At 73.2% G+C, this 22371-nt stretch carries 20 protein-coding genes; 11 read left to right on the forward strand and 9 right to left on the reverse strand.

Going from position 1 to position 22371, the window contains the following annotated elements; genetic code table 11:
• Genes fdh through nrfD form a run of 3 tightly spaced genes read left to right on the forward strand, consistent with a single transcriptional unit; the run spans position 1 to position 5061 of the window.
• On the forward strand, positions 1-3201 hold the full coding sequence (gene fdh / locus CXR44_RS20365) for a formate dehydrogenase (RefSeq protein ID WP_425437445.1): 3201 nt from the start codon (positions 1-3) through the stop codon (positions 3199-3201).
• Complete coding sequence (locus CXR44_RS20370) at positions 3194-4066, forward strand: 4Fe-4S dicluster domain-containing protein (protein ID WP_101787651.1); 873 nt, start codon at positions 3194-3196, stop codon at positions 4064-4066. Before fdh ends, CXR44_RS20370 begins: the two co-directional genes overlap by 8 nt.
• Entirely contained in the window at positions 4063-5061 is a 999-nt protein-coding gene (gene nrfD, locus CXR44_RS20375) for an NrfD/PsrC family molybdoenzyme membrane anchor subunit (RefSeq protein ID WP_245899283.1), read from the forward strand. The genes CXR44_RS20370 and nrfD overlap by 4 nt, the downstream gene beginning before the upstream one ends.
• Before the next feature lie 101 nt (positions 5062-5162).
• Here the strand turns inward: nrfD and CXR44_RS20380 are convergent, their stop codons facing one another.
• The gene (locus tag CXR44_RS20380; RefSeq protein ID WP_101787652.1) at positions 5163-5606 is read right to left on the reverse strand and encodes a MarR family winged helix-turn-helix transcriptional regulator; all 444 of its coding nucleotides are present in this window, start codon (positions 5604-5606) and stop codon (positions 5163-5165) included.
• 71 nt (positions 5607-5677) lie between these two features.
• Here CXR44_RS20380 and CXR44_RS20385 point away from each other — a divergent pair, with 71 nt between their 5' ends.
• Positions 5678-6811 (forward strand): FAD-dependent oxidoreductase, encoded by a 1134-nt coding sequence (locus tag CXR44_RS20385; RefSeq protein WP_101787653.1) that lies wholly within the window; start codon positions 5678-5680, stop codon positions 6809-6811.
• A 24-nt stretch (positions 6812-6835) separates the two neighbouring features.
• On the opposite strand, the gene CXR44_RS20390 is transcribed toward CXR44_RS20385, so the two are convergent.
• On the reverse strand, positions 6836-7285 hold the full coding sequence (locus CXR44_RS20390; protein ID WP_101787654.1) for a DUF4383 domain-containing protein: 450 nt from the start codon (positions 7283-7285) through the stop codon (positions 6836-6838).
• Between the two features lie 385 nt (positions 7286-7670).
• Between CXR44_RS20390 and CXR44_RS20395 the strand changes: the two genes are divergently transcribed.
• From CXR44_RS20395 to fdhA, 7 genes are all read left to right on the forward strand, one after another.
• Positions 7671-8159, forward strand: coding sequence for a DUF2243 domain-containing protein (locus tag CXR44_RS20395; protein WP_245899284.1), 489 nt, complete (start codon positions 7671-7673; stop codon positions 8157-8159).
• Complete coding sequence (locus CXR44_RS20400; protein WP_219601927.1) at positions 8156-8989, forward strand: cytochrome c oxidase assembly protein; 834 nt, start codon at positions 8156-8158, stop codon at positions 8987-8989. The genes CXR44_RS20395 and CXR44_RS20400 overlap by 4 nt, the downstream gene beginning before the upstream one ends.
• A gap of 167 nt (positions 8990-9156) precedes the next feature.
• Positions 9157-9348, forward strand: coding sequence for a hypothetical protein (locus CXR44_RS20405; RefSeq protein WP_101787656.1), 192 nt, complete (start codon positions 9157-9159; stop codon positions 9346-9348).
• Between the two features lie 169 nt (positions 9349-9517).
• Positions 9518-10816: an L-seryl-tRNA(Sec) selenium transferase gene (selA, locus tag CXR44_RS20410; protein WP_101787657.1), complete on the forward strand. Its 1299-nt coding sequence runs from the start codon at positions 9518-9520 to the stop codon at positions 10814-10816.
• Entirely contained in the window at positions 10816-12918 is a 2103-nt protein-coding gene (locus tag CXR44_RS41025; RefSeq protein ID WP_245899285.1) for a SelB domain-containing protein, read from the forward strand. Before selA ends, CXR44_RS41025 begins: the two co-directional genes overlap by 1 nt.
• Positions 12919-12991: 73 nt before the next feature.
• Positions 12992-13885 (forward strand): MIP/aquaporin family protein, encoded by an 894-nt coding sequence (locus CXR44_RS20425; RefSeq protein ID WP_101787658.1) that lies wholly within the window; start codon positions 12992-12994, stop codon positions 13883-13885.
• 59 nt (positions 13886-13944) lie between these two features.
• Complete coding sequence (gene fdhA / locus CXR44_RS20430) at positions 13945-15165, forward strand: formaldehyde dehydrogenase, glutathione-independent (RefSeq protein WP_101787659.1); 1221 nt, start codon at positions 13945-13947, stop codon at positions 15163-15165.
• A gap of 103 nt (positions 15166-15268) precedes the next feature.
• On the opposite strand, the gene chrA is transcribed toward fdhA, so the two are convergent.
• The 7 genes from chrA to CXR44_RS20465 form a co-directional block, all read right to left on the reverse strand.
• Complete coding sequence (gene chrA / locus CXR44_RS20435; RefSeq protein WP_101787660.1) at positions 15269-16402, reverse strand: chromate efflux transporter; 1134 nt, start codon at positions 16400-16402, stop codon at positions 15269-15271.
• 85 nt (positions 16403-16487) lie between these two features.
• Positions 16488-17246 (reverse strand): response regulator transcription factor, encoded by a 759-nt coding sequence (locus CXR44_RS20440; protein ID WP_101787661.1) that lies wholly within the window; start codon positions 17244-17246, stop codon positions 16488-16490.
• Between the two features lie 28 nt (positions 17247-17274).
• Positions 17275-18102, reverse strand: coding sequence for a phosphate ABC transporter ATP-binding protein PstB (pstB, locus tag CXR44_RS20445; protein WP_219601929.1), 828 nt, complete (start codon positions 18100-18102; stop codon positions 17275-17277).
• Positions 18103-18127: 25 nt separating this feature from the next.
• The gene (pstA, locus tag CXR44_RS20450; protein WP_101787663.1) at positions 18128-19018 is read right to left on the reverse strand and encodes a phosphate ABC transporter permease PstA; all 891 of its coding nucleotides are present in this window, start codon (positions 19016-19018) and stop codon (positions 18128-18130) included.
• Entirely contained in the window at positions 19018-19956 is a 939-nt protein-coding gene (pstC, locus tag CXR44_RS20455) for a phosphate ABC transporter permease subunit PstC (protein ID WP_101787664.1), read from the reverse strand. The genes pstA and pstC overlap by 1 nt, the downstream gene beginning before the upstream one ends.
• 2 nt (positions 19957-19958) lie before the next feature.
• Complete coding sequence (locus CXR44_RS20460; protein ID WP_101787665.1) at positions 19959-20960, reverse strand: PstS family phosphate ABC transporter substrate-binding protein; 1002 nt, start codon at positions 20958-20960, stop codon at positions 19959-19961.
• A 299-nt stretch (positions 20961-21259) separates the two neighbouring features.
• Entirely contained in the window at positions 21260-22351 is a 1092-nt protein-coding gene (locus CXR44_RS20465; RefSeq protein WP_101787737.1) for a zinc-dependent alcohol dehydrogenase family protein, read from the reverse strand.
• Positions 22352-22371: the final 20 nt, after the last annotated feature.

Genomic DNA, 22371 nt, shown 5'->3' on the forward strand with positions numbered 1-22371 from the left:
ATGAAAGCGGGCAGAACTCGCGATGTGCCAGGAAGGGGATGGCTTGCTCGCTGGCCGGTGATCCGCCAGCTCAGGGGCGAGGACGGCAGGAGCGACGCCGCGCGGTCGGCCCGCACCGACGCGCTGCGCCCCCGCACCGAGGACGCCACGACGGTGGCCCGCTCGGTGTGCCCCTACTGCGCGGTCGGCTGCGGCCAGCTCGTCTACGTCCAGGACGGCAGGGTCACCCAGATCGAGGGCGACCCCGACTCGCCGATCTCCCGGGGGAGGCTGTGCCCGAAGGGGGCGGCCAGCAAGCAGCTCGTCACCCATCCGGGCCGCCGCACCGAGGTGCTCCACCGCAGGCCGTACGGCACCACCTGGGAGCGGCTCGACCTGGACACCGCGATGGAGATGATCGCCGACCGGGTGGTGCGCACCCGGCGGGAGACCTGGGAGCAGACCCACGAGGGCAGGGTCGTGCGCCGCACGCTGGGCATCGCCAGCCTGGGCGGGGCGACGCTCGACGACGAAGAGAACTACCTGATGAAGAAGCTCTACACAGCCCTCGGCGCGATCCAGGTCGAGAACCAGGCGCGTGTTTGACACTCCTCCACCGTCCCCGGTCTGGGGACCAGCTTCGGGCGTGGCGGCGCGACCACCTTCCAGCAGGACCTGGCAGGCGCGGACTGCATCGTCATCCAGGGCTCCAACATGGCCGAATGCCACCCCGTGGGCTTCCAGTGGGTCGTGGAGGCGAAGGAGCGCGGGGCCCGGGTCTTCCACGTGGACCCGCGCTTCACCCGCACCAGCGCCCTGGCCGACCGGCACCTGCCGATCCGCGCGGGCAGCGACATCGTGCTGCTCGGCGCGCTGATCAACCACGTGCTGACGAACGGGCTGGAGTTCCGCGAGTACGTGCTGGCCTACACGAACGCCGCCACGATCGTGTCCGAGGACTTCCGCGACACCGAGGACCTCGACGGCCTGTTCTCCGGCTGGGACCCCGAGACGGCCACGTACGACCCGAGGAGCTGGGCGTACGAGTCGACCGGCGAGCAGCCGCCGGCGGAGCGGGCGGAGGGCGGGCCCCTGCACGCCGAGGCGGCCGGCGCGCACGCCTACGGCGCGGGCGGGCCCGCCGCCCACCCCAACCCGCGCACCGACCCGACGCTCACCCACCCGCGCTGCGTCTACCAGATACTCAAGCGGCACTTCGCCCGCTACACCCCGGAGCTGGTCGAGCGGCTGTGCGGCATCCCGCGCGACGGCTTCGCCGAGCTGGCCGAGGCCGTCACCGCCAACTCCGGCCGCGAGCGGACCACCGCCTGGGTCTACTCGGTCGGCTGGACCCAGCACACCGTCGGCGCGCAGTACATCCGCTCGGCCTCGATCCTGCAGCTCCTCCTCGGCAACATGGGCCGCCCCGGCGGCGGCATCCTCGCCCTGCGCGGCCACGCCAGCATCCAGGGCTCGACCGACATCCCGACGCTGTTCAACATCCTGCCGGGCTACCTGGACATGCCGCACGCCGAGCGGCACGAGGGCCTGGACCAGTACCTGGAGCTGGAGGGCGGCGCGACGGGCTTCTGGGGCAACCGGCGCTCCTACCTGGTGAGCCTGCTCAAGGCGTGGTGGGGCGACGCCGCGACGGAGGCGAACGACTTCTGCTTCGGCCACCTGCCGCGCCTGACCGGTGACCACGGCCACTACACCACCGTGATGGGCCAGATCGACGGCACCGTGAAGGGCTACTTCGTGATCGGCGAGAACCCCGCCGTCGGTTCCTCCGGCGGCCGGGCGCAGCGCCTCGGCCTGGCCAACCTCGACTGGCTCGTCGTCCGTGACCTGACCCTGGTGGAGACGGCCACGTTCTGGCTGGACGGCCCCGAGCTGGAGACCGGTGAGCTGCGCACCGAGGAGATCGGCACCGAGGTGTTCTTCCTGCCCGCCGCCAGTCACGTGGAGAAGGAGGGCACGTTCACCAACACCCAGCGGCTGCTCCAGTGGCGGGAGAAGGCGCTCGACCCGCCCGGCGACTGCCGCAGCGAGCTGTGGTTCTACCACCGCCTCGGCAAGCTCGTCAGGCAGCGGATGACCGACGACGAGATCGACCGGCCGGTACGCGAGCTGACCTGGGACTACCCGGAGCACGGCCCGCACCGGGAGCCCTCCGCCGAGGCCGTGCTGCGCGAGATCAACGGGGTCGGCCCCGACGGACGGGCTCTGTCGTCGTCCACCCAGCTCCGCCCCGACGGGTCCACGGCGTGCGGCTGCTGGATCTACTGCGGCGTGTACGCCGACGAGGTCAACCAGGCCGCCCGCCGCCGCCCGGGCCGGGAGCAGAGCCCCGTGGCCCCCGAATGGGGCTGGGCGTGGCCGGCCAACCGGCGCATCCTCTACAACCGGGCCTCCGCCGACCCGGAGGGCCGCCCGTGGAGCGAGCGCAAGGCGTACGTGTGGTGGGACGCCGAGCGCGGCGAGTGGACCGGGCACGACGTGCCCGACTGCGAGCTCCGCAAGCCGCCGGACCACGTGCCGCCCGAGGGCGCCCGCGCCGAGGCCGCGCTCGCCGGGACCGACCCGTTCATCATGCAGTCCGACGGCAAGGGCTGGCTGTACGTGCCGGCCGGCCTCGCCGACGGCCCGCTGCCCGCCCACTACGAGCCGCACGAGTCTCCGGTCACCAACCCCCTGTACGCCCAGCAGGCCAACCCGGCCCGCCGGACCTACCACCGCCCCGAGAGCCCGTACAACGCGCCGGGGGGACGCTTCCCGTACGTGCTGACGACGTACCGGCTGACCGAGCACCACACGGCGGGCGCGATGAGCCGTCCGCTCGCCTACCTCGCCGAGCTGCAGCCGGAGCTGTTCTGCGAGGTGTCGCCGCAGCTCGCCGGGCACCTCGGGCTGACCAACGGCGACTGGGCGACGATCGTGACCAGCCGCGCCGTCGTGGAGGCCCGGGTGCTGGTGACCGGGCGGATGCGGCCGCTGCGCGTCGAGGGCAGGGTCGTCCACCAGGTGGGCCTGCCGTACCACTGGGGCTGGGGCGGAGACGGCCTGGTCACCGGCGACGTGGCCAACGACCTGCTGCCGCTCGTCCTCGATCCGAACGTCTACATCCAGGAGGGCAAGGCCATGACCTGTGACGTGCGGCCGGGGCGGCGGCCGAGGGGACGGGCGGCGCTCGACCTGCTGGAGATGTACCGCCATGGCTGAGCGGATGGGGTTCTTCACCGACACGAGCGTCTGCATCGGGTGCAAGGCGTGCGAGGTGGCCTGCAAGGAGTGGAACCAGCTCCCCGACGACGGCTTCGTCTTCGAGGCCACCTCCTACGACAACACCGGCATGCTGGGGGCGAGCACCTGGCGGCACGTCGCGTTCATCGAGCAGGCGCGGCCGGCGCCCGACGGCGACGACGGCGTCGAGCGCTGGCTGATGTCCTCCGACGTGTGCAAGCACTGCACGCACGCCGCCTGCCTGGACGTCTGCCCGACGGGGGCGCTGTTCAGGACCGAGTTCGACACGGTGGTGGTGCAGTCCGACATCTGCAACGGGTGCGGCTACTGCGTGCCCGCCTGCCCGTTCGGGGTGATCGACCGGCGGGAGGAGGACGGGCGGGCCTGGAAGTGCACGATGTGCTACGACCGGCAGCGCGGCGGGCTAGAACCGGCCTGCGCCAAGGCGTGCCCGACCGACTCGATCCAGTTCGGGCCGCTCGACGAGCTGCGCAGCCGGGCCGAGGAGCGGGTGGCCCGGCTGCGGGCCGACGGGCGCGAGGAGGCCCGCCTGTACGGCGAGAGCCCTTCGGACGGGGTCGGGGGAGCGGGGGCGTTCTTCCTGCTGCTGGACGAGCCCGAGGTGTACGGCCTGCCGCCGGACCCGGTGGTGACCACCCGGGACCTGCCGGCCCTGTGGCGCTGGGCGGGCGCGGCGGCCGTGTCGGCGGCGGGGGCCGTGGCGCTGGCGTTCCTGGGCCCGCGCGGGTGGGGCGGCTCGCGTGGACGGGGCCGGTGGGGCGGCTCCCGCGGCCTGCCGGGCTCGCACGGTGTGCTCGGCTCGCGTGGGGGAGGCGGGCGGTGACGCGGGAGCGGGCCGTGGTGCCGGAGGCGGAGTTCCGGTCCTACTACGGCCGTCCGGTGATCAAGCCGCCCATCTGGCACGAGCCCCACATGCCGACATATCTCTATCTGGGCGGGATGTCCGGAGTCTCGTCCATGATGGCCGTCATGGCCCGGCTGACCGGCCGCGACCGCCTGGCCGGCACCGCCCGCGTCGCCGCCGCCGCGGGGGCGGCCTTCGGAGCCGCCCTGCTCGCCGCCGAACTGGGCAGGCCCGAACGGTTCCTCAACATGCTGCGGATCTTCAAGCCCACCTCCCCGATGAGCGTCGGCTCATGGATCCTCGCCGCGCAGGGCGGCCTGTCGGCCGCGGCGCTGGTCGGTCCACTGGACGGCGCCTCGCCCGGCGGCCTGCCGGATGTGCTCCCGGGCGTCCGGACCGGTGGCCCGGACGGCCCGCTCGCCGGCGTCCTGCGGCCCCTCGGTGACGCGGCGCTGCTGGCCAGCGGCGTGACCGGGCCGCTGACCGCCACCTACACCGCCGTACTCGTCGCCGACACCGCCGTGCCCGCCTGGCACGAGGCGTACCGGGAGCTGCCGTTCCTGTTCGCGGGCAGCGCGATGGCCGCCGCCGGGGCGGTCTCGATGCTCGGCACCCCCCGGGCCCACGCCGGCCCCGCGCGGGCCGTGGCCGTGCTCGGAGCCGCCATGGAGACGGTCGCGGGCGAGGCCATGGAACGCCGGCTCGGCTTCCTCGGCGAGCCGTACCGGACGGGGCGGGCGGGCCGGCTCATGCGCACCGCCCGCGCCCTGACGGCGGGCGGCGGGCTGCTGGCGGTGGTCGCCGGACGCAGCCGCACCCTGACCGCGCTGTCCGGCCTCGCGCTCACCGCCGGCTCCCTGTGCACCCGCTTCGGCATCCTCGAAGCGGGCCGCGCCTCGGCCGCCGACCCCAAGTACACGGTCGTCCCCCAACGCCGGCGCCTCGACGCGGCCCGTGAGCGCCAGGACTCCTAGCCGGACCGCCCGCACACCGGGGACGCCGACGCGGCTCGGCCGGCGACCGGCGCGCGCCGCGGACCGGCGCGCGCCGCGGACCGGAGCGGGCAGGCGGGGGGTCAGGGCGTGGCCTGGCGGAGTTCCGCGGTGGCGGAGCGGTGGGCCTCGGTGACGCGGGCGAACATGTCCAGCAGCAGCGGCGCCTGTTCGGGCCCGTAGTGCAGGGCCAGAGCGTCCAGGTGCCGCCGTGAGGTCGCGCAGGCGGCGTGGTAGTCGTCCAGGCCGCCCTCGACCAGCTCCACGGTGATCGTGCGCCGGTCGCGTTCGCCCCGCACCCGGCGCACGTAGCCCGCCTTCTCCAGCCGGTCGATCAGCCGGGTGGCGGAGGCCGACGGCAGCCCGAGCTCCTCGGCGATCGCCCCCACGGCGAGCGGCCCGCGCGTCTCCAGCAGCATGGTGGCGGCGACGTCCGCCGGTTGCAGGCCGAGCCGGTCGGCGACCGCCTCGTTGTGCAGCACGATCGAGATCAGGAACTCGCGGAAGACCGCCTCGCCGGGATGCATGTGGGCCACTTTCCCAACCTACTCCCCGACGGAGTATCTTCGAAGTGAAGATACTCCGATATGGAGGAGATATGGATGTTCTCGTCATCGGCGCCGGCGTGGGCGGGCTCGCCGTGGCGCGCGTGCTGCTGGCCGCGGGCCACCGCGTGCGGGTCCACGAGCAGGCCCCCGGCCCCCGGACGGGCGGCAAGGCGGTGCTCGTCTGGAGCAACGGCAACGCCGTCCTGGCCGACATCGGCGTCAGCCTCGACGGCGTGGGAGCGCGCATCGACCGCATCGACGCGCTGACCTCCGACGGCCGGCTGCGCACCAGCATGGACATCGCCCACGCGGCCGGCCGCTACGGCTTCGTCACCAAGGCGATCGCCCGCCGTGACCTCCAGGAACGCCTGGCCGACGGGCTCCCCGACGGCCTCGTCCGCTACGGCGCGACCTGCCGGGCGGTGACCCAGGACCGGGGCCGGGTCACGGCGACCTTCAGTGACGGCTCGACCGACACGGGCGACCTGCTCATCGGGGCCGACGGCCACCACTCGGTCGTCCGGCGGCACCTGTGGGGCGAGAACACCGTCCAGCCGGCGACGTTCGGCACCTGGCAGGGACTCAGCCCGATCGACATCGACATCACCGACACCGCCCGCCACCTGATGATCTCGGGACGGGAGGGCGCGTGCGGCCTCATGCCGGCGGGCGGCGGGCTGCTGCAGTGGTGGTTCGACGTGCGCTGGTCGCCTGCCGACCCGCGGCCCGCCGCGCCGCTGGCCGAGCTGAGGAGACGGTTCGGGCACTGGGCGTCCCCCGTCCCCGAGGTGCTCGCCGCCGCCACCGAGGACGACCTCGAATTCTTCGGCCACCACTGGAACAAGGTCCGCCCGGTGGTGGGCGAGGGTCGCATCACCCTGATCGGCGACGCCGCCCACACCATGCCGCCCACCCTGGGGCAGGGCGCCAACCAGACCCTGGAGGACGCGTGGGTGCTCGGACGCGAGCTGGCCAAGGGCGGCGACGACCCGGCGGCACGGCTGCGCTCCTACGAGAAGGCCCGGTACCCGCACATCTCCCTGGTCTCCCGGCTGGCCAGGCGCAATCCCGCCAATTGGCGCACCCCGCCGGCCCTCGCCAGGCTGTTCCCCGAGACGCTCCAGACCACCATGCTCGCCCGCTTCAGCAACCGCCTCACCGAGCCCGCCCCGCCGTCCCCCTGACGACCGCGGGCGAGGTGACCGCGCTCAGTGTCGGGATTCCTTCGGACGGCGGGCGGCCAGGACGTAACCCAGCGCGATCATGCCGAGGCCGAGGAACAGGTGCAGCCAGTTGTCGGCCGCGTTGACCGGCACGAAGTTCACCGAGCTCGTGCGGTCGATCAGCATGCCGTAGAGCCACACCATGAGATACAGGACGCCTCCGGCCACGAGGTAGATCTGGGACCCGCGCCAGGAGCGGGCCGCCAGCACGCCGGCGGCACCGAAGAGAAGGTGAACGATGTTGTGCAGAACGGACACCTGGAACAGGCCCATCAACAGAGCGCCGGAGTGGGGCCCGGCGAACCGCATGCTCTCCTGACCAGCGGTGATCCCGGGGACGAAGCCCAGCACACCGACCAGGAGGAACACCGCCCCCACCACCGCCGCGGCGACCTGGACCGGTGTACGGAACGACCGGTTCGATGATCGCGCCATGAGTCCTCCCCCCATGGATGACCCGAACGCCGCTCCTACCCGCGGGCTCGTTCGGCACACCCACGGCGCGTACAAGACGCTGATGGAGCGCGGTGGTCACCGGCCATGCCGGCCGGTGCTGCCGGCGTCGCCCGGACGGCGTGCGGATGCATCGGGGACGGAGCAGGTCTTGGAGCCGGACCGTCCTGCCGCTTGCAGGTCGGCGTGCGTGTGGTGACTGCCGCGGACACCGGCCCGTCCGCGCGGCCCCGAACGCCGACTGATCGCCGGCCCGACGGGTAGGGCCATCGCGGGGCACCGGGCCCGTGCCGGAGAGGACACTGCGATCATGAGCCAGGGGCGGCGATCGGCGCGAACCCAGGGGGAAGGGGAGCGTGGCCGGTCAGTGGCGGCCGCCGCACTGGTCGGGGCGGCGGCGATGGCGGCGGTCGACGAGATCGTGTTCCACCAGGTGCTGGGCTGGCATCACTTCTTCGACCGCTCCACGCCGGCGATCGGCCTCCTGTCGGACGGGTTGCTGCACACCGCCGAGCTGCTGGCCCTGGTGGCGGGGTTCGTGATGTGGGCTGATCTACGCCGCCGCCGAGCGCTGTCGGCGGCGCACGCCTCGGCCGGCCTGCTGCTGGGGCTGGGCGGTTTCCAGCTGTTCGACGGCCTGGTCAACCACAAGGTGTTGTGGCTGCACCAGATCCGCTACGGCGTCCCGGACCTGCTGCCCTACGACGTGGCCTGGAACGGCGCCGGGCTGGTGCTGGTGGCGGCCGGGACGGTGCTGGCCGTCCGGGCTCGCCGCGTCGGCCGGCGCGCGCAGCCGGGCACGCGCACGGGGCCGGACGCCGGCCCGGACACGGATCAGGAGGAGATCCATCGGTGACGCCGGGACACGCTCACCAGGCCGGGCCGGAGGCGGCGCAGCTGCCGGCCCTCTGCCTGGTCGTCCTTGCTGCCGCGGTCTACCTGATGGCCGCGCATCGGTTGCGCCGCCGGGGCTCGGCCTGGTCGTGGACGTGGCAGGCATCCTTCATCACGGGCGCCGTACTGCTGGCGGTCGCTCTCACCCTGCCGGTGCCGGCCGGACCGTTCACCTCGCACATGAGCCGGCATCTGCTGGCCGGGATGGTCGCTCCCGTGCTGCTGGTGCTCGGGCGGCCCCTGCGGCTGGCACTGCGCGTGCTGCGGCCGAGCCGGGTGCGCCGCGCTGTGTTGGCGGTGGTTCATTCGCGCCCGGCCGGGTGGATGGTGAGCCCTGCCGTGGCGGTGGTGCTGGACATGGGAGGGCTCTGGCTGCTGTATCGCACGCCGCTGCTGGCGGCCAGCGGTCACCACGGGTGGCTGCACGCCGTCGTGCACATGCACGTGGTGGTCGCCGGGACGCTGTTCGCCTTCGCCGTCTGCCAGGTCGAGCCGGTGCGTCGGCGGTGGAGCCTGCCCTGGCGCGCGGGCGCACTCCTGGTCGGTGGGGCCGCGCATGCGGTGCTCGCCAAGACCCTGTACGCCACGCCGCCGCCGGGCACCGCCTTCGCCGCGCCGGATCTGCGGGCCGGCGCCCAGCTGATGTACTACGGCGGTGATGCGGTGGAGTTGGCGCTGGCCGCCGTCGTCGCCGCCCAGTGGTATGCCGTCACCGGCCGCGCCCACCGCCGTGCGTTCCGCCGTGCCCGTCGCCGGACGACGGCCGCCCCCGGCCCGGCGCCGGTGACCTGAGCCCTGCTCCGGGTGCCGCCGTCCTGAGCCGCTCTTCGATGTCCTCGATCACCGTGCATGACCGGGCGTCCGCGACACCCTCCTTTTTTTGGGGCAATTTCGCAAGCTTTGTCCGTTTGTCGGGAGGGTGCCCGGGGAGGGTTCCGCTCACCACGGAGGAGAACGATATGACCGAGCCACAGCAGCCGGAGATTCGGCGATCGGGCAAGGGCGGCACGAGCGACGAGGAAGTGGACGTCATCCCCGAATCGCCCAGTGCCAAGCCGTCTGGCGGGCCACACGGAACCGACAAAGGCGACAAGGGTGGCGGCGAGGGCGGCGGCGTGCCTCCGGACCAGCAGTCGCCGTACCCGTCCTGACCATGAGCGGACCGACGTGAGCACCGAGCCGGCCGAGCACGGAAGCAGCGAGGAGGCCTGCGGGACGCGCTGACCCCGACCGAGGAAGCGGCGCCCGCCGCGACACACCGGGTGCACGGCCGGACGCCAGGGCGGTGATTCCCGTCCGTCTCCGCCTATGTTCGAAGATATGGACCGACGCAGGCTGGTGCCCCGCACCGACGCCGTGCTCGCCGACCCGCGCCTGGTGGAGGCCGGCGGGCGGCTCGGTCGGCCGGTCGTCAAGGAGGCGGTGACGCGGGCCCAGGAACGGGCGCGGCGCGGCGAGATCGGCCCCGAGGAGGTGGCCGACGCGGCGGTGGCGGCCCTGCCGGCGCACGCGGCGAGCCTGCGCCCCGTCGTCAACGCGACGGGCGTGCTCGTCCACACCAACCTCGGCCGGGCTCCGCTGTCGGCGGCGGCCGTCGAGGCGATGGCCGCGGCCTCCGGGCCGGCCGACGTCGAGTTCGACCTGGTGACGGGCCGCCGGGCGATGCGGGGCCGGGGCGCGCTGGAGGCGCTCGCCGGTGCCGTGCCCGCGGCGGAGGACGTGCACGTCGTCAACAACAACGCCGCCGCGCTCGTCCTGGTCGCCACCGCGCTCGCCGCCGGGCGCGAGATCGTGATCAGCCGGGGCGAGCTGGTGGAGATCGGCGACGGGTTCCGCATTCCCGACCTGCTCACCTCCACCGGGGCGCGGCTGCGCGAGGTGGGCACCACCAACCGCACCTCCGCTCGCGACTATGCGGAGGCGGTGGGCCCCCAGACGGGGTTCGTGCTCAAGGTCCACCCGTCGAACTTCCGGATCGAGGGGTTCACCGGCTCCGCCGCGGTGCCCGAGCTGACCGGGCTCGGCGTGCCCGTCGTCGTGGACATCGGCTCGGGCCTGTGCGCCCGCGAGCCGATGCTGCCCGCCGAGCCCGACGCCACCACCATGATCGAGGCGGGGGCCGACCTGGTGACGGCCAGCGGCGACAAGCTGCTGGGCGGGCCGCAGGCCGGCCTGCTCCTCGGCCGCCGCGACCTGGTCGAACGCTGCCGGCGGCATCCGCTCGCCCGCGCGCTGCGGGTCGGCAAGCTCACCCTCGCCGCGCTGGAGGCGACGCTGCGCGGTCCCGTGCCGCCGGTCAGGCAGGCGCTGCACGCCGATCAGGCGGGGCTGGTGGAGCGCGCCGCGGCCGTGGCCGGCCGGCTGGCCGAGGCGGGGGTGGACGCGCGCGGGGTGCCGAGCGAGGCCGCGGTGGGCGGCGGCGGCGCGCCCGGCGTGACGCTGCCGAGCGCCGCCGTGAGCCTGCCCGACCGGTTCGCCGTCCCGCTGCGCGGCGGCGATCCGCCGGTCGTCGGCCGGATCGAGAGCGGCAGGCTGCTGCTCGACCTGCGCACGGTCCCGCCCGAGCGCGACGCCGACGTGGTCGGCGCGGTGCTGTCGGCCGCGGGGGTGCGGGGCTGATGCACGTCGTGGCCACCGCCGGTCACGTCGACCACGGCAAGTCCACCCTGGTACGGGCGCTCACCGGGATGGAGCCCGACCGGCTGGCCGAGGAACGGCGGCGCGGCCTGACCATCGAGCTGGGCTACGCCTGGACCGCTCTGCCGTCCGGGGAACGGCTCGCGTTCGTGGACGTGCCGGGGCACGAGCGCTTCCTCGGCACGATGCTGGCGGGGGTCGGGCCCGTGCCGGCCGTGCTGTTCGTGGTGGCGGCCGACGAGGGGTGGATGCCGCAGTCCGAGGAGCACCTGGTGGCCCTGGAGGCCCTCGGGGTGCGGCACTGCCTGCTGGCGGTGACGAGGTCGGACCTCGCCGACCCGGCCCCGGCGGTCGAGCAGGCCCGCGCCCGCCTGACCGCGGCCGGCCTCGGAACGGGGCCTGGAACGGGGCTCGGAACGGGGCTCGGAACGGGTTACGGAACGGGCCTCGAAACCGGTTTCGGAGCGGGCCCGGTAGCGAACCTCGGAGCGGGCGGCGGGGCGGGCGGGGTGGAGGCGGTCGTCGTGAGCGGGCGCACCGGACAGGGGCTGGGCGACCTGCGGAGGGCGTTGGACCGGCTCGTGGCCGGGCTGCCCCGGCCCGATCCGGCGGCGGCGGTGCGGCTGTGGATCGACCGGGCGTTCAGCGTGACCGGCAGCGGCACGGTGGTGACCGGCACGCTGCCCGCCGGCACGGTCTCGGTGGGCGACGAGTTGCTGCTCGACGGGGAGCCGGTGCGGATCAGGGCGCTGGAGTCGCTGAAGGAGCCGTGCGAGGCGGTGTCCGGGGTCGCCCGGGTGGCGGTCAACCTGCGCGGCCACGACCTGCCCGGCCGGGGCCAGGCGCTCGTCACGCCGGGCGGATGGACGAACACGGACGTGGTGGACGTGCGCGTCTCCCCCGTCGGGGCGCTGCGGGAGGAGGGCGCCGTGCTGCCGCGGCGGCTGACCGTGCACGTGGGGTCGGCGGCCGTGGTGGGCGAGGCGCGGCCGCTCGGCGGGCGCGTCGTGCGGTTGCGGCTGGCCCGCCCGGTGCCGCTCCACCTCGGCGACGTGCTGCTGCTGCGCGACCCCGGCCGCGCCCCTGGGCACGCTCCCGGCCGCGCTTCCGGGCGTGACCCCGGGCAGGACCGGTTCGAGGTGCGGGTGCTCGCCGGGGCGAGGGTCCTCGACGTCCGCCCGCCGGGCCTGCGCCGCCGCGGCGCCGCCGGGGAACGGGCGGCGCTGCTGGAGGCGGCCCTGCCGGAGCCCGCCGCGCCGGACGCGGCGTTCGCGCTGCGCCTCCACCGCCTGTTGCGCGCCCCCGACCTGTACGCCATGGGCGTCCACGTCCCCGAAACCTGCGCCACCCCACGAGCCCCGGCAGCCCCAGAAGCCGGTGCCACCCGTGGAGCCCCCGAAGTTCCCGAAGCCGCCGAAGCCCGGGAAGGCGCCGGAGCGGGCAGAGCGTCGGGGGAGGACGGTGCTGTGGAGGGGCGGCCGGTGTGCGGGGACTGGTACGCCGACCCCGGATACTGGGCGGAGCTGGGCGGGCGGCTGGTGGAGGCGGTGCGTCGGCACGCTGCCGCCCACCCCCTGGAGCCCGGCATGCCGGTCGAGGCGGCCCGCCACGAGCTGGGCCTGCCCGACCGGCGGCTGGTCACGGCCCTGGTACGGCCGCCGCTCACCGTCGCGGCCGGCCGGATCGTGCCCGGCCGGGTCGTGGCGGGGCGGATGGTGGCCGGGCCGGCGAGCCTGCCCGCGCCGGTCGCCCGGGCGGTGGACCTGCTGCGCCGGGAGCTGGCGGCGCGGCCCTTCCGGGCGCCGGAGGCGGACCGGCTGGCCGAGCTGGGGCTGGGCGCGCGCGAACTGGCCGCGGCCGTACGGGCCGGGAGCCTGCTGCGGGTGGGCGGCGGGATCGTGCTGCTGCCGGGGGCCGACGCGCGGGCGGCCGAGCTGCTGCGCCGGCTGCCGCAGCCGTTCACGGTCAGCCAGGCCAGGCGCGCGCTGGACACGAGCCGCCGGGTCGCCGTGCCGCTCCTCGAACACCTCGACAGGGCCGGTCTCACCGAGCGCCTGGACGAGTCGCACCGGCGTTGCAGATGATCGGCTCAGCGGCGGGATCCGGGCGTATATTCGGAGCTTGGGGGAGTTCGGACCATCGTCTTCGGGGGTTGCGATGGTTGAAGACCTACCGCGGCGACTCGTCGCGGAAGCCGTCGGAACGATGCTGCTGGTGGTCTTCGGCGCCGGCTCCGTCGTGGCCGCTCTGATCATGGGCAACGGCACGATCGACTACGCGGCTCTGGGGTTCATCTCGCTGTCGTTCGCCGTGGTCGTCGCGCTCGTCATCTACGCCTTCGGCTCCACCTCCGGCGCCCACATCAATCCGGCCGTCACGATCGCCCTCGCGGCGGGCCGCAGGTTCCCGTGGTCGGAGGTGCCGCTCTACATCGCGGCGCAGCTCGTCGGCGCGTTCGCCGGCGGCCTGCTCATCGTGGGCGGTTTCGGCCGGCGGGCGGTGGAGTTCGGCACCGGGCTCACCACCCTCGGTGAGGGCGTGAGCTACGGGCAGGGCATCCTGCTGGAGGCGCTGGGAACGTTCCTGCTGATGCTCACGATCATGGCGATGGCCGTGGACCGCCGGGCGCCGTCCGGGTGGGCGGGATGGATGATCGGCATGGCCGTCGCGGGTGAGATCTTCGTGATCGGCCCGATGACGGGCGGCGCGGTCAACCCGGCCCGTACCTTCGGCCCGTACCTGACGACCAGCGTGTTCGGCGGTGGCGCGCCATGGGCGCAGTACATCGTCTACGTCGCCGGGCCGGTCGCCGGCGCGGTGCTCGCCGTCCTCGTGTACGACCTGGTGGCACGGCCCGCGCGCGAGGTGCCCGAGGAGGCCGCCCAGGGCAGGGCCGGCGAGGTCGCCGGCGCCCGCGAGCCGGGCGGGGAGGCGACCGGGCAGGCCGCTGTCAAGGAGGTTCCGGCGGCCCGGAACCCGCAGGACGACCGGATCCGCGACCGCGTGGGGCACGGCGGCCGCCGCCGCCGGCGTCCCGGACATGGGAGGTGATCGTGACCACGTGACGACCCACCGTCCGTACCGCACACAAGGAAGCAGAGGGCATCGTCATGCCCGGTAACAGGGGCGTCTCCTACGAGGGGCCAGGCAAGGTCGAGGTACGCGAGACCGACTACCCCGACTACGAGCTCAAGGACGGCCCGGGTGTGAACCCGGCCAACGTGGGCCGCAAGCTGCCCCACGCGGCCATACTCAAGGCCGTCGCCACCAACATCTGCGGCAGCGACCAACATATGGTCCGCGGCCGCACCACGGCCCCGCAGGGCCTCATCCTCGGCCACGAGATCACCGGCGAGGTCGTCGACACCGGTCCCGACGTCGAGTACGTCAAGACCGGCGACCTGGTGTCCGTGCCGTTCAACATCGCCTGCGGCCGCTGCCGCAACTGCAAGGAGGGCAAGACCGGCGTCTGCGAGAACGTCAACCCGGACCGGCCCGGCTCCGCCTACGGCTACGTCGACATGGGCGGCTGGGTGGGCGGCCAGGCCGAGTACGTCCTCGTGCCGTACGCCGACTGGAACCTGCTGAAGTTCCCCGACAGGGACCGGGCGATGGAGAAGATCCTCGACCTGGCCATGCTGGCGGACATCTTCCCGACGGGGTACCACGGCTGCGTGAGCGCCGGCGTGCGGCCGGGCTCGACCGTCTACATCGCCGGGGCCGGACCGGTCGGGCTCGCCGCCGCGTGCTCGGCGTACCTGCTCGGCGCCGCCGTCGTCATCGTCGGCGACCTGAACAAGGAACGGCTGGACCAGGCGCACAGCTTCGGCTGCGAGACCGTCAACGTGGCCATGGGCGAGCCGAAGGACCAGATCGAGCAGATCCTCGGCGAGCCCGAGGTCGACTGCGCCGTGGACGCGGTCGGCTTCGAGGCCCGCGGCCACGGCAACGAGGCGGAGGTGGAGCGGCCCGCCACCGTGCTCAACACGCTGATGGACGTCACCCGGGCGGGCGGCGCGCTCGGCATCCCCGGCCTGTACGTGACCGGGGACCCCGGCGCGGCGGACGAGGCGGCCAAGCACGGCTCGCTGTCGATCCGGATCGGCCTCGGCTGGGCCAAGTCGCACAGCTTCGTCACCGGCCAGTGCCCCGTCATGAGGTACAACCGCCAGCTCATGCAGGCGATCCTGCACGACCGGGTGCAGATCGCCAGGGCGGTCAACGCCACGCCGATCTCGCTGGACGACGCCCCGCGCGGCTACCACGAGTTCGACGAGGGCGCGGCGCGCAAGTACGTGCTCGACCCGCACGGCATGCTCGCGTCCCGGTGACCGGCCGCGCTGTGAGCGCTGCGAGCGGTGCGAGCCGCCGCTCGCAGCCCCCTGGTGTGATCGCGGCGAGGACCCCGAGGGCAATCTCGACAGGTCGTGAGCGTCAGGTGAGCAGCGTGTGCGCCAGTCCGATGAGGGCGCCCGCGGCGATGTACCACGCGTTGTTGAGCCGGGTCCGCCACAGCAGCACGAGCGTCGCCAGCGCGATGCCGGCGGTCAGCGGATCGACCACGGCCGTCCGGCCGAGCTGGTAGGACACGCCGGCCATGAGGGCGAACGCGGCGGCGTTGACCCCGTCGAGCAGGGCGGAGGTCCACGCGGAGGAGCGCAGCCGGTCGGTGATCTTCGTGACCAGCCCGACGAACACGAACGACGGCAGGAAGATCGCGACCGTGGCCAGGAACGCCCCGGCGGGTCCGGCGATCACGTAGCCGATGAAGGTCGCCGTGGTGAAGACCGGCCCGGGGGTGACCTGCCCGATCGAGACGGCGTCGATGAGCTGCTGCTCGGTGAGCCAGCCGAGCCGGTCCACGAAGTCGCCGCGCAGGAAGGCCAGGAGGACGTACCCGCTGCCGTACAGCACGGCGCCGATCTTGAGCATGGTCAGGAAGAGCTGGGTGAGCTGGCCGCCGGTCGGGTCGCCGAGGCCCAGCAGCGGCACCGCGACCAGCCCGTGCGCGCCGCGCCCCGCGCGGCGGGCCAGCAGGGCGCCGCCCCCCAGCAGCCCGCCCGCCGCCAGCACGAGCAGCTCGTTCACCCCCAGCAGGTACGCGGCCAGCGCCCCGGCGGCCAGCAGCCCGAGCCAGACGTTCTTGACCACGGTGCGCAGCAGGCCGAGCAGCGCGTGCACGATGATCGCGATCACGGCCGGCACGACGCCGTAGAGGATGCCCTCGACCGCGGGAGTCTCACCGTAGGTAACGTACGCCCAGGCCAGGGCCGTGACGATGAGCGCGGCGGGCAGGATGAAGCAGATGCCGGCGGCCAGCAGGCCGCGCCGGCGGGCCCGGTCGTAGCCCAGGTGGATCGCGAGCTCGGTCGAGTTGGGGCCGGGGATCAGGTTGGTGGCGCCCATCAGGTCGACGAAGCGCTGGTCGGTGACCCAGCCGCGGCGGCGTACCAGCTCGTCGCGCATCATCGCGGTGTGCGCGGCCGGGCCGCCGAACGCGATCGTGCCGAGCTTGAGGAACAGCAGCGCCACCTCGCGCGCCGAGCCGGGGGATGACTGCTCGCTCACCTGTGAAGTCCTTCGCGTGACGGATGCCGGCCGAGGTCGGGTGCGCGGCGGTCCGGCCGGACCGCCCGGACCGCCCGGTGGCCGCTCAGCGGCTCGCGGGCGAGACCAGCCGGTAGCCGACGCCCCGAACCGTCTGGATCATCGTGTCATCCGTGTCGCCGAGCCGTGCGCGCAACCTCTTGACGTGCACGGCGATCGTGTTGGTGGCGACGTTGTCGGCCGAGGAGTGCCACACGTGCCGCATGATCTGCTCGCGGGTGACCGTCCGGTCGATGTTGCGCATGAGGTAGAGCAGGAGCTCGAACTCCCGCAGCGGTAGGTGCACGACCTCGCCGCCGACCCGCACCTGGTAGGCGCCGACGTCCAGCTCGACGTTGCCGATCACGAGCGCCCGGCCGGCGCCGGGCTCGCCGGACGCGGCGGCCTGCACGAGCGGCAGCAGCTCGTGCACCCGGTACGGCCGCGCCACGCACGCCGTCGCCCCCGCCGACAGCGCCTGCACGGCCAGTTCCGCGTGCCCGTCGCCGACGCCCAGCAGCACGGGCATCGTCCGGCTGGCGCGCAGCGCCCGGACGAAGTCGACCGGGCCGACGAGCGGGATGGTGGCGCTGACCAGCACCACGTCCGGCTGCAACGCCCCCGCCTGGAGCAGCGCCTGGGCGCCGTCGGCGACGCCGGTCACCTCGACGCCCTCGCGCCCCAGCGCGTCGGTGAGCTCCCGGACCCCCGTGGTGTCGGGATCGGCCACCAGCAACACGGGCGCACCCGGCGTCTGCCGGGCACGCGCCGGGCCCGCGCCGCCACGGGCGTCCTCGTCCCCCTCGAGTGTTGCCTGCGGGCGCATCACCCGGGTCCTCCTCTGCGACGTAGGGTCACCCGAAGCGTCCGGTGATGTAATCCTCGGTGCGCTTGTCGGACGGGTTGGTGAAGATGCGGCTGGTCTCGTCGAACTCGACCAGGCGGCCGTGCCGCACGCCGGCGTCGTCGACCTCGGCGGTGAAGAAGGCGGTCCGGTGCGAGACCCGGGCGGCCTGCTGCATGTTGTGGGTGACGATCACGATGGTGTAGTCGTGCGCCAGCTCCTGCATCAGGTCCTCGATCTTGGTGGTGGCGATCGGGTCGAGGGCCGAGCAGGGCTCGTCCATGAGGATGACCTCGGGCTTGACCGCGATGGCCCGCGCGATGCACAGACGCTGCTGCTGGCCGCCGGACAGCGACAGGGCGTTCTGCTTCAGCTTGCCCTTGACCTCGTCCCACAGCGCCGCCTTCGTCAGCGCCTCCTCGACGATGTCGTCCATCTTGCCCTTCACGCCGTTGACCTTGGGGCCGTAGGCGATGTTGTCGTAGATCGACTTGGGGAAGGGGTTGGGCTTCTGGAAGACCATGCCGATGCGCCGGCGCACCTCGATCGGGTCCACGTGGTCGCCGTACAGGTCCTCGCCGTGGTACTGGATCGTGCCGGCCGGCCGGGCGCCGGGGATGAGGTCGTTCATCCGGTTGAAGCAGCGCAGCACGGTGCTCTTGCCGCAGCCGGACGGCCCGATCATGGCGGTGATCTCACGGTTGCCGATGAGCATGTCGACGCCGCGCACGGCCTCGTAGTCGCCGTAGAAGACGCTGAGGTTCTTGACGGTGAAGACCGGGTCGAGGGACTCGATGGTGCGGGGCGCCTCAGGTCCGCGGACCGTGACGTTCGGCATGGAGGTTCCTATCTCAGTCATTTCTTCACCAGCGCTTCTGGTAGCGGTTACGGAGCCAGATGGCGACGGAGTTCATGAGCAGCAGGATCACCAGCAGCACCACGATCGCCGCCGCGGCCAGGACGTGGAAGCCTTCCCGCGACTGCGAGATCCAGTTGAAGATCTGGATCGGCAGCACGGTGTAGCTGGCGAAGATCCCGTCCGGGTTGAAGCGGATGAAGGACACCGCGCCCAGCATGAGCAGCGGGGCCGCCTCGCCGATCGCCCGCGACAGGGCGAGGATCGAGCCGGTCGCGATGCCGGGGATCGAGGCGGGCAGCACCTGGCGGGAGATCGTCTGCCACTGCGTCGCCCCCAACGCCAGCGAGCCCTCGCGGATGGAGGGCGGCACGGCGCGGAGCGCCTCGCGCGAGGCGATGATCACGATGGGCAGCACCAGCAGCCCGAGGGTCAGCGAGGCGGTGATCACGCTGAACCCGAGGCCCAGCGTGCGGGCGATGATGCCGAGGCCGAGGATGCCGTAGACGATCGACGGGATGCCCGCGAGGTTCTGGATGTTGAGCTCGATGACCCGGTTGTACCAGCGGGTCTTGTCGGCGTACTCCTCCAGGTAGATCGCCGCGGCGATGCCCGTCGGCAGGGTGAACAGCCCGGTCAGCGAGATGACCCAGAGCGTGCCCGTGATCGCCGACTGCGCGCCCGCGATGTCGGGGTTGCGGATCGACGGCATGTTCTCCCACAGGCGGGAGTCGAGCCGCGGCCAGCCCTCCACGAACACGTACGACAGCAGGGCCACCATGAAGATGAACGCGACCACCAGGCTGGCGATCAGCAGCGTCCTGAACAGGTGCTCCCTGACAGGGGTGCCCTTGCTCGCCAGTTGCACGGCGGAGCGCGGGGTCGAGAGAACCGCCACTACTCGTACACCTCCCGGAACCTGCGCACCAGCCGGACGCTGACGAAGTTCATCGCGAACGTCATCACGAAGAGCAGCGAACCGACCGCGAAGATGGTGTTGTACTCGGTGGTGCCGACCGGCACGTCACCGGATCCGGCCTGGGCGATGAACGCGGCCATGGTCTGCATCGCCTTGCCGACGTCCAGGGTGAAGTTCGGCTGGCCGCCGCCGGCGATGAACACGATCATCGTCTCGCCCACACCGCGTGAGATCGCGAGGATGACGGCCGCGACGATGCCGGAGAAGGCCGCGGGCAGCACCACGCGCAGCGATGTGGTCATCTTGGAGGCGCCCAGCGCGTACGAGCCCTCACGCAGCCCGTTCGGCACCGCCGCCATCGCGTCCTCCGACAGCGAGGCCACGATCGGGATGATCATGAAGCCGACGACGAGACCCGCGCACAGCGCGTTGAAGATCTCGATCTCGAACGGCATGATGCTCCGGAGCAGCGGGGTGACGAACGTCAGCGCGAAGAAGCCGAAGACCACGGTCGGGATGCCCGCCAGCACCTCCAGCATGGGCTTGAAGACCTTGCGCACCTTCGGCTTGGCGTACTCCGACAGGTAGATGGCGGCGCCCAGCCCGAGCGGCACGGCCACCACGATGGCGATGCCGGTCGTGATCAGCGTCGCGCTGACCAGGGGCAGCACGCCGTAGTGCGGCGGCTCGAACAGCGGTCCCCAACTGGTGGAGGTGAAGAACTCCACCGCGCTGATCTCGCCGAAGAAGCTGATCGTCGGTTCGAGGAGCGACACCACGATGCCGATGGTGGTGGCGACCGACAGCAGGGCGGCCACCATGAGGACCGCCTTGATGGCCTGCTCGCCGTAACGCGGGCGCGACCGCGCCAGGGACTGGGGAGTCCCGGGCACGGTCGCGTTGTGGGGGGCCGCCATGCTTACGCCTGCGACTTCAGGGTCGCGAGGTCGGCCTTGAGCTTGGCCTGCTGCTCGGAGTTGAGCGGGATGTACTTGGCGTCCGTCGCGATCTTGTTGTCGTTGCTGATGAAGTAGTCGAGGAACGCCGCGACCTCGGGCCGCTTGGCGGCGGCGGCCGACGGGTAGATGAACAGCGGCCGCGACAGCGGGGTGTAGGTGCCGTCCTGCGCGGTGGCCGCGCTCGGCGCGACGCAGCCCTTGCCGGAGTCGATCTCCACGGCCATCAGCTTGTCGGCGTTCTCCTCGAAGTAGGTGAAGCCGAAGTAGCCGAGGCCGCCCTTGGAACCCGTCACGCCCTGGACGATGACGTTGTCGTCCTCGCTGGGGCTGTAGTCCTTGCGGCTCGCGCCCTCCTCACCGTTGATCTCGTCGGTGAAGTAGTCGAACGTGCCGGAGTCGGTGCCCGGGCCGAACAGCTTCAGCGGCTCGTCCGGGAACTTGGCGTCCACCTGCTTCCAGCTCGTGATCTTGCCCTCGGCGCCGGGCTCCCACATCTTCTTGAGCTGGTCCGTGGTCAGGCACTTGGCCCAGGTGTTCTCCTTGTTGACCACGACGGTGAGCGCGTCGGTGGCGACGGTCAGCTCGGTGAACTTGATGCCCTTCGCCTCGCAGGCCGCCTTCTCCTCGTCCTTGATCGGGCGGGAGGCGTCGGCGATGTCCGTCTCGCCGTTGCAGAACTTCTCGAAGCCGCCACCGGTGCCGGAGGTGCCGACCGTCACGTTGACCTTCGGCTGCTCCTCGGAGAAGAACTCCGCGGCGGCGCTGGTCAGGGGGGCCACCGTGCTGGAGCCGTCGACCTTGACCTGGCCCGCGAGCTCGGCGGCGGCGCCGGTGCCCTGGGAAGCCGTCGCGGTGCCCTCCCCGGCCGACGTGGTGGTGTTGGTGCCGCCACAAGCGGCGGAAAGAGCCACAACGACGGCGGCCGTCGCCACGGCGCTGAGGCGGCGCTGTCCACTGGTCACGGGTGTGTTCCTTCTCCGTAGTGAGATCCGTTCTCGGTGCAATCTGATGAAAACGGCCGAAAGTGAACAGACGGCGAACAGGTCATGACGGCAGCTCGAAAGGGTGTGCCGAAGCGCGTGAATCTCTGTTAAGAAACCGGCTGACGGCTGTCCTGAGCAGGGATGTCCGGCCCTGGGAGCCGCCGGATCGGCGGCCCCGGCGAGCGGGCGCGCCTCAGCCGGACCGGCGGGCGGGCGGGGGCTCAGCCGGACCGGCAGGCGGACGGGGCCTCAGCCGGACCGGCAGGCGGGCGGGGGCCTCAGCCGCCCATGCGCAGGACGGCCGCGCCGGTGACGCGGTCGGCGGCCAGATCGGCGAGTGCCCGGTCCGCCTCCTCCAGCGCGTACGGCACGGTGGCCACCCGCACCGGATGGCGGGCGGCGTGCTCCAGCAGGGCCCGGCCGTCGGCCCGGGTGTTGGCCGTGACGCTGCGCAGCGTCCGCTCCTGGAACAGGTGCCGCTGGTAGGTCAGCGGCGGGATGTCGGTGAGATGGATGCCGGCGACGGCCAGCGTGCCACCCCGGTCCAGGGCCGCCAGCGCGACCGGCACCAGGTCGCCCACCGGCGCGAACAGGATGGCAGCGTCCAGCGGCTCGGGCGGCGTGCCGTAGGCGTCACCCGCCGACGCGGCCCCCAGCTCCAGCGCGAGCCGGCGCGCCTCGGCCGCCCGCGTCAGGACGTGCACGGTGGCGCCCTGCGCGATGGCCACCTGCGCGGTGAGGTGGGCCGACGCCCCGAACCCGTACACGCCCAGCCGACCGCCCGGCGGCAGTTCGGCCCGCAGCAGCGCCCGGTAGCCGATGATGCCCGCGCACAGCAGCGGCGCCAGCCACTCGGCCGGCTGGTCCTCGGGCAGCGGGTAGACGAAGTCCTCCGGTGCGGTCAGGTACTCGGCGTAGCCGCCGTCGGCGTCCCAGCCGGTGTAGCGGGAGTACGGGCACAGGTTCTCGGCGCCGCGCACGCAGTAGCGGCAGGCGCCGCAGGTGGAGCGCAGCCACGCGACCCCCACCCGCGCGCCCTCGGCGATCCGTCCCGCGCCCTCGGCCGACGGGCCGCGTGCCACGCCCGGCCCCGCGCCCTCGGCCGACGGGCCGCGTGCCACGACCGGCCCCGCGCCCTCGGCCGACGGGCCGCGTGCCACGACCCGCCCGACCACCTCGTGGCCGGGCACGGTGCCCGGGCGGCGCGGGGCCAGGTCGCCCTCGGCCAGGTGCAGGTCGGTGCGGCACACGGCGCACACCTCCACCCGGATCAGCACCTCGCCGGGACCGGGCTCCGGCACGGGGAGCCGCACCCGCTCCAGCGGCCGTGTCGCCATCGGGCCGGGCCGCCGCACCACCCACGCCGTCATCGTGTCCGCCACCTCCCCAT

This window comes from Nonomuraea indica (assembly GCF_002850745.1).
Taxonomy (GTDB): Bacteria; Actinomycetota; Actinomycetes; order Streptosporangiales; family Streptosporangiaceae; genus Nonomuraea; species Nonomuraea indica.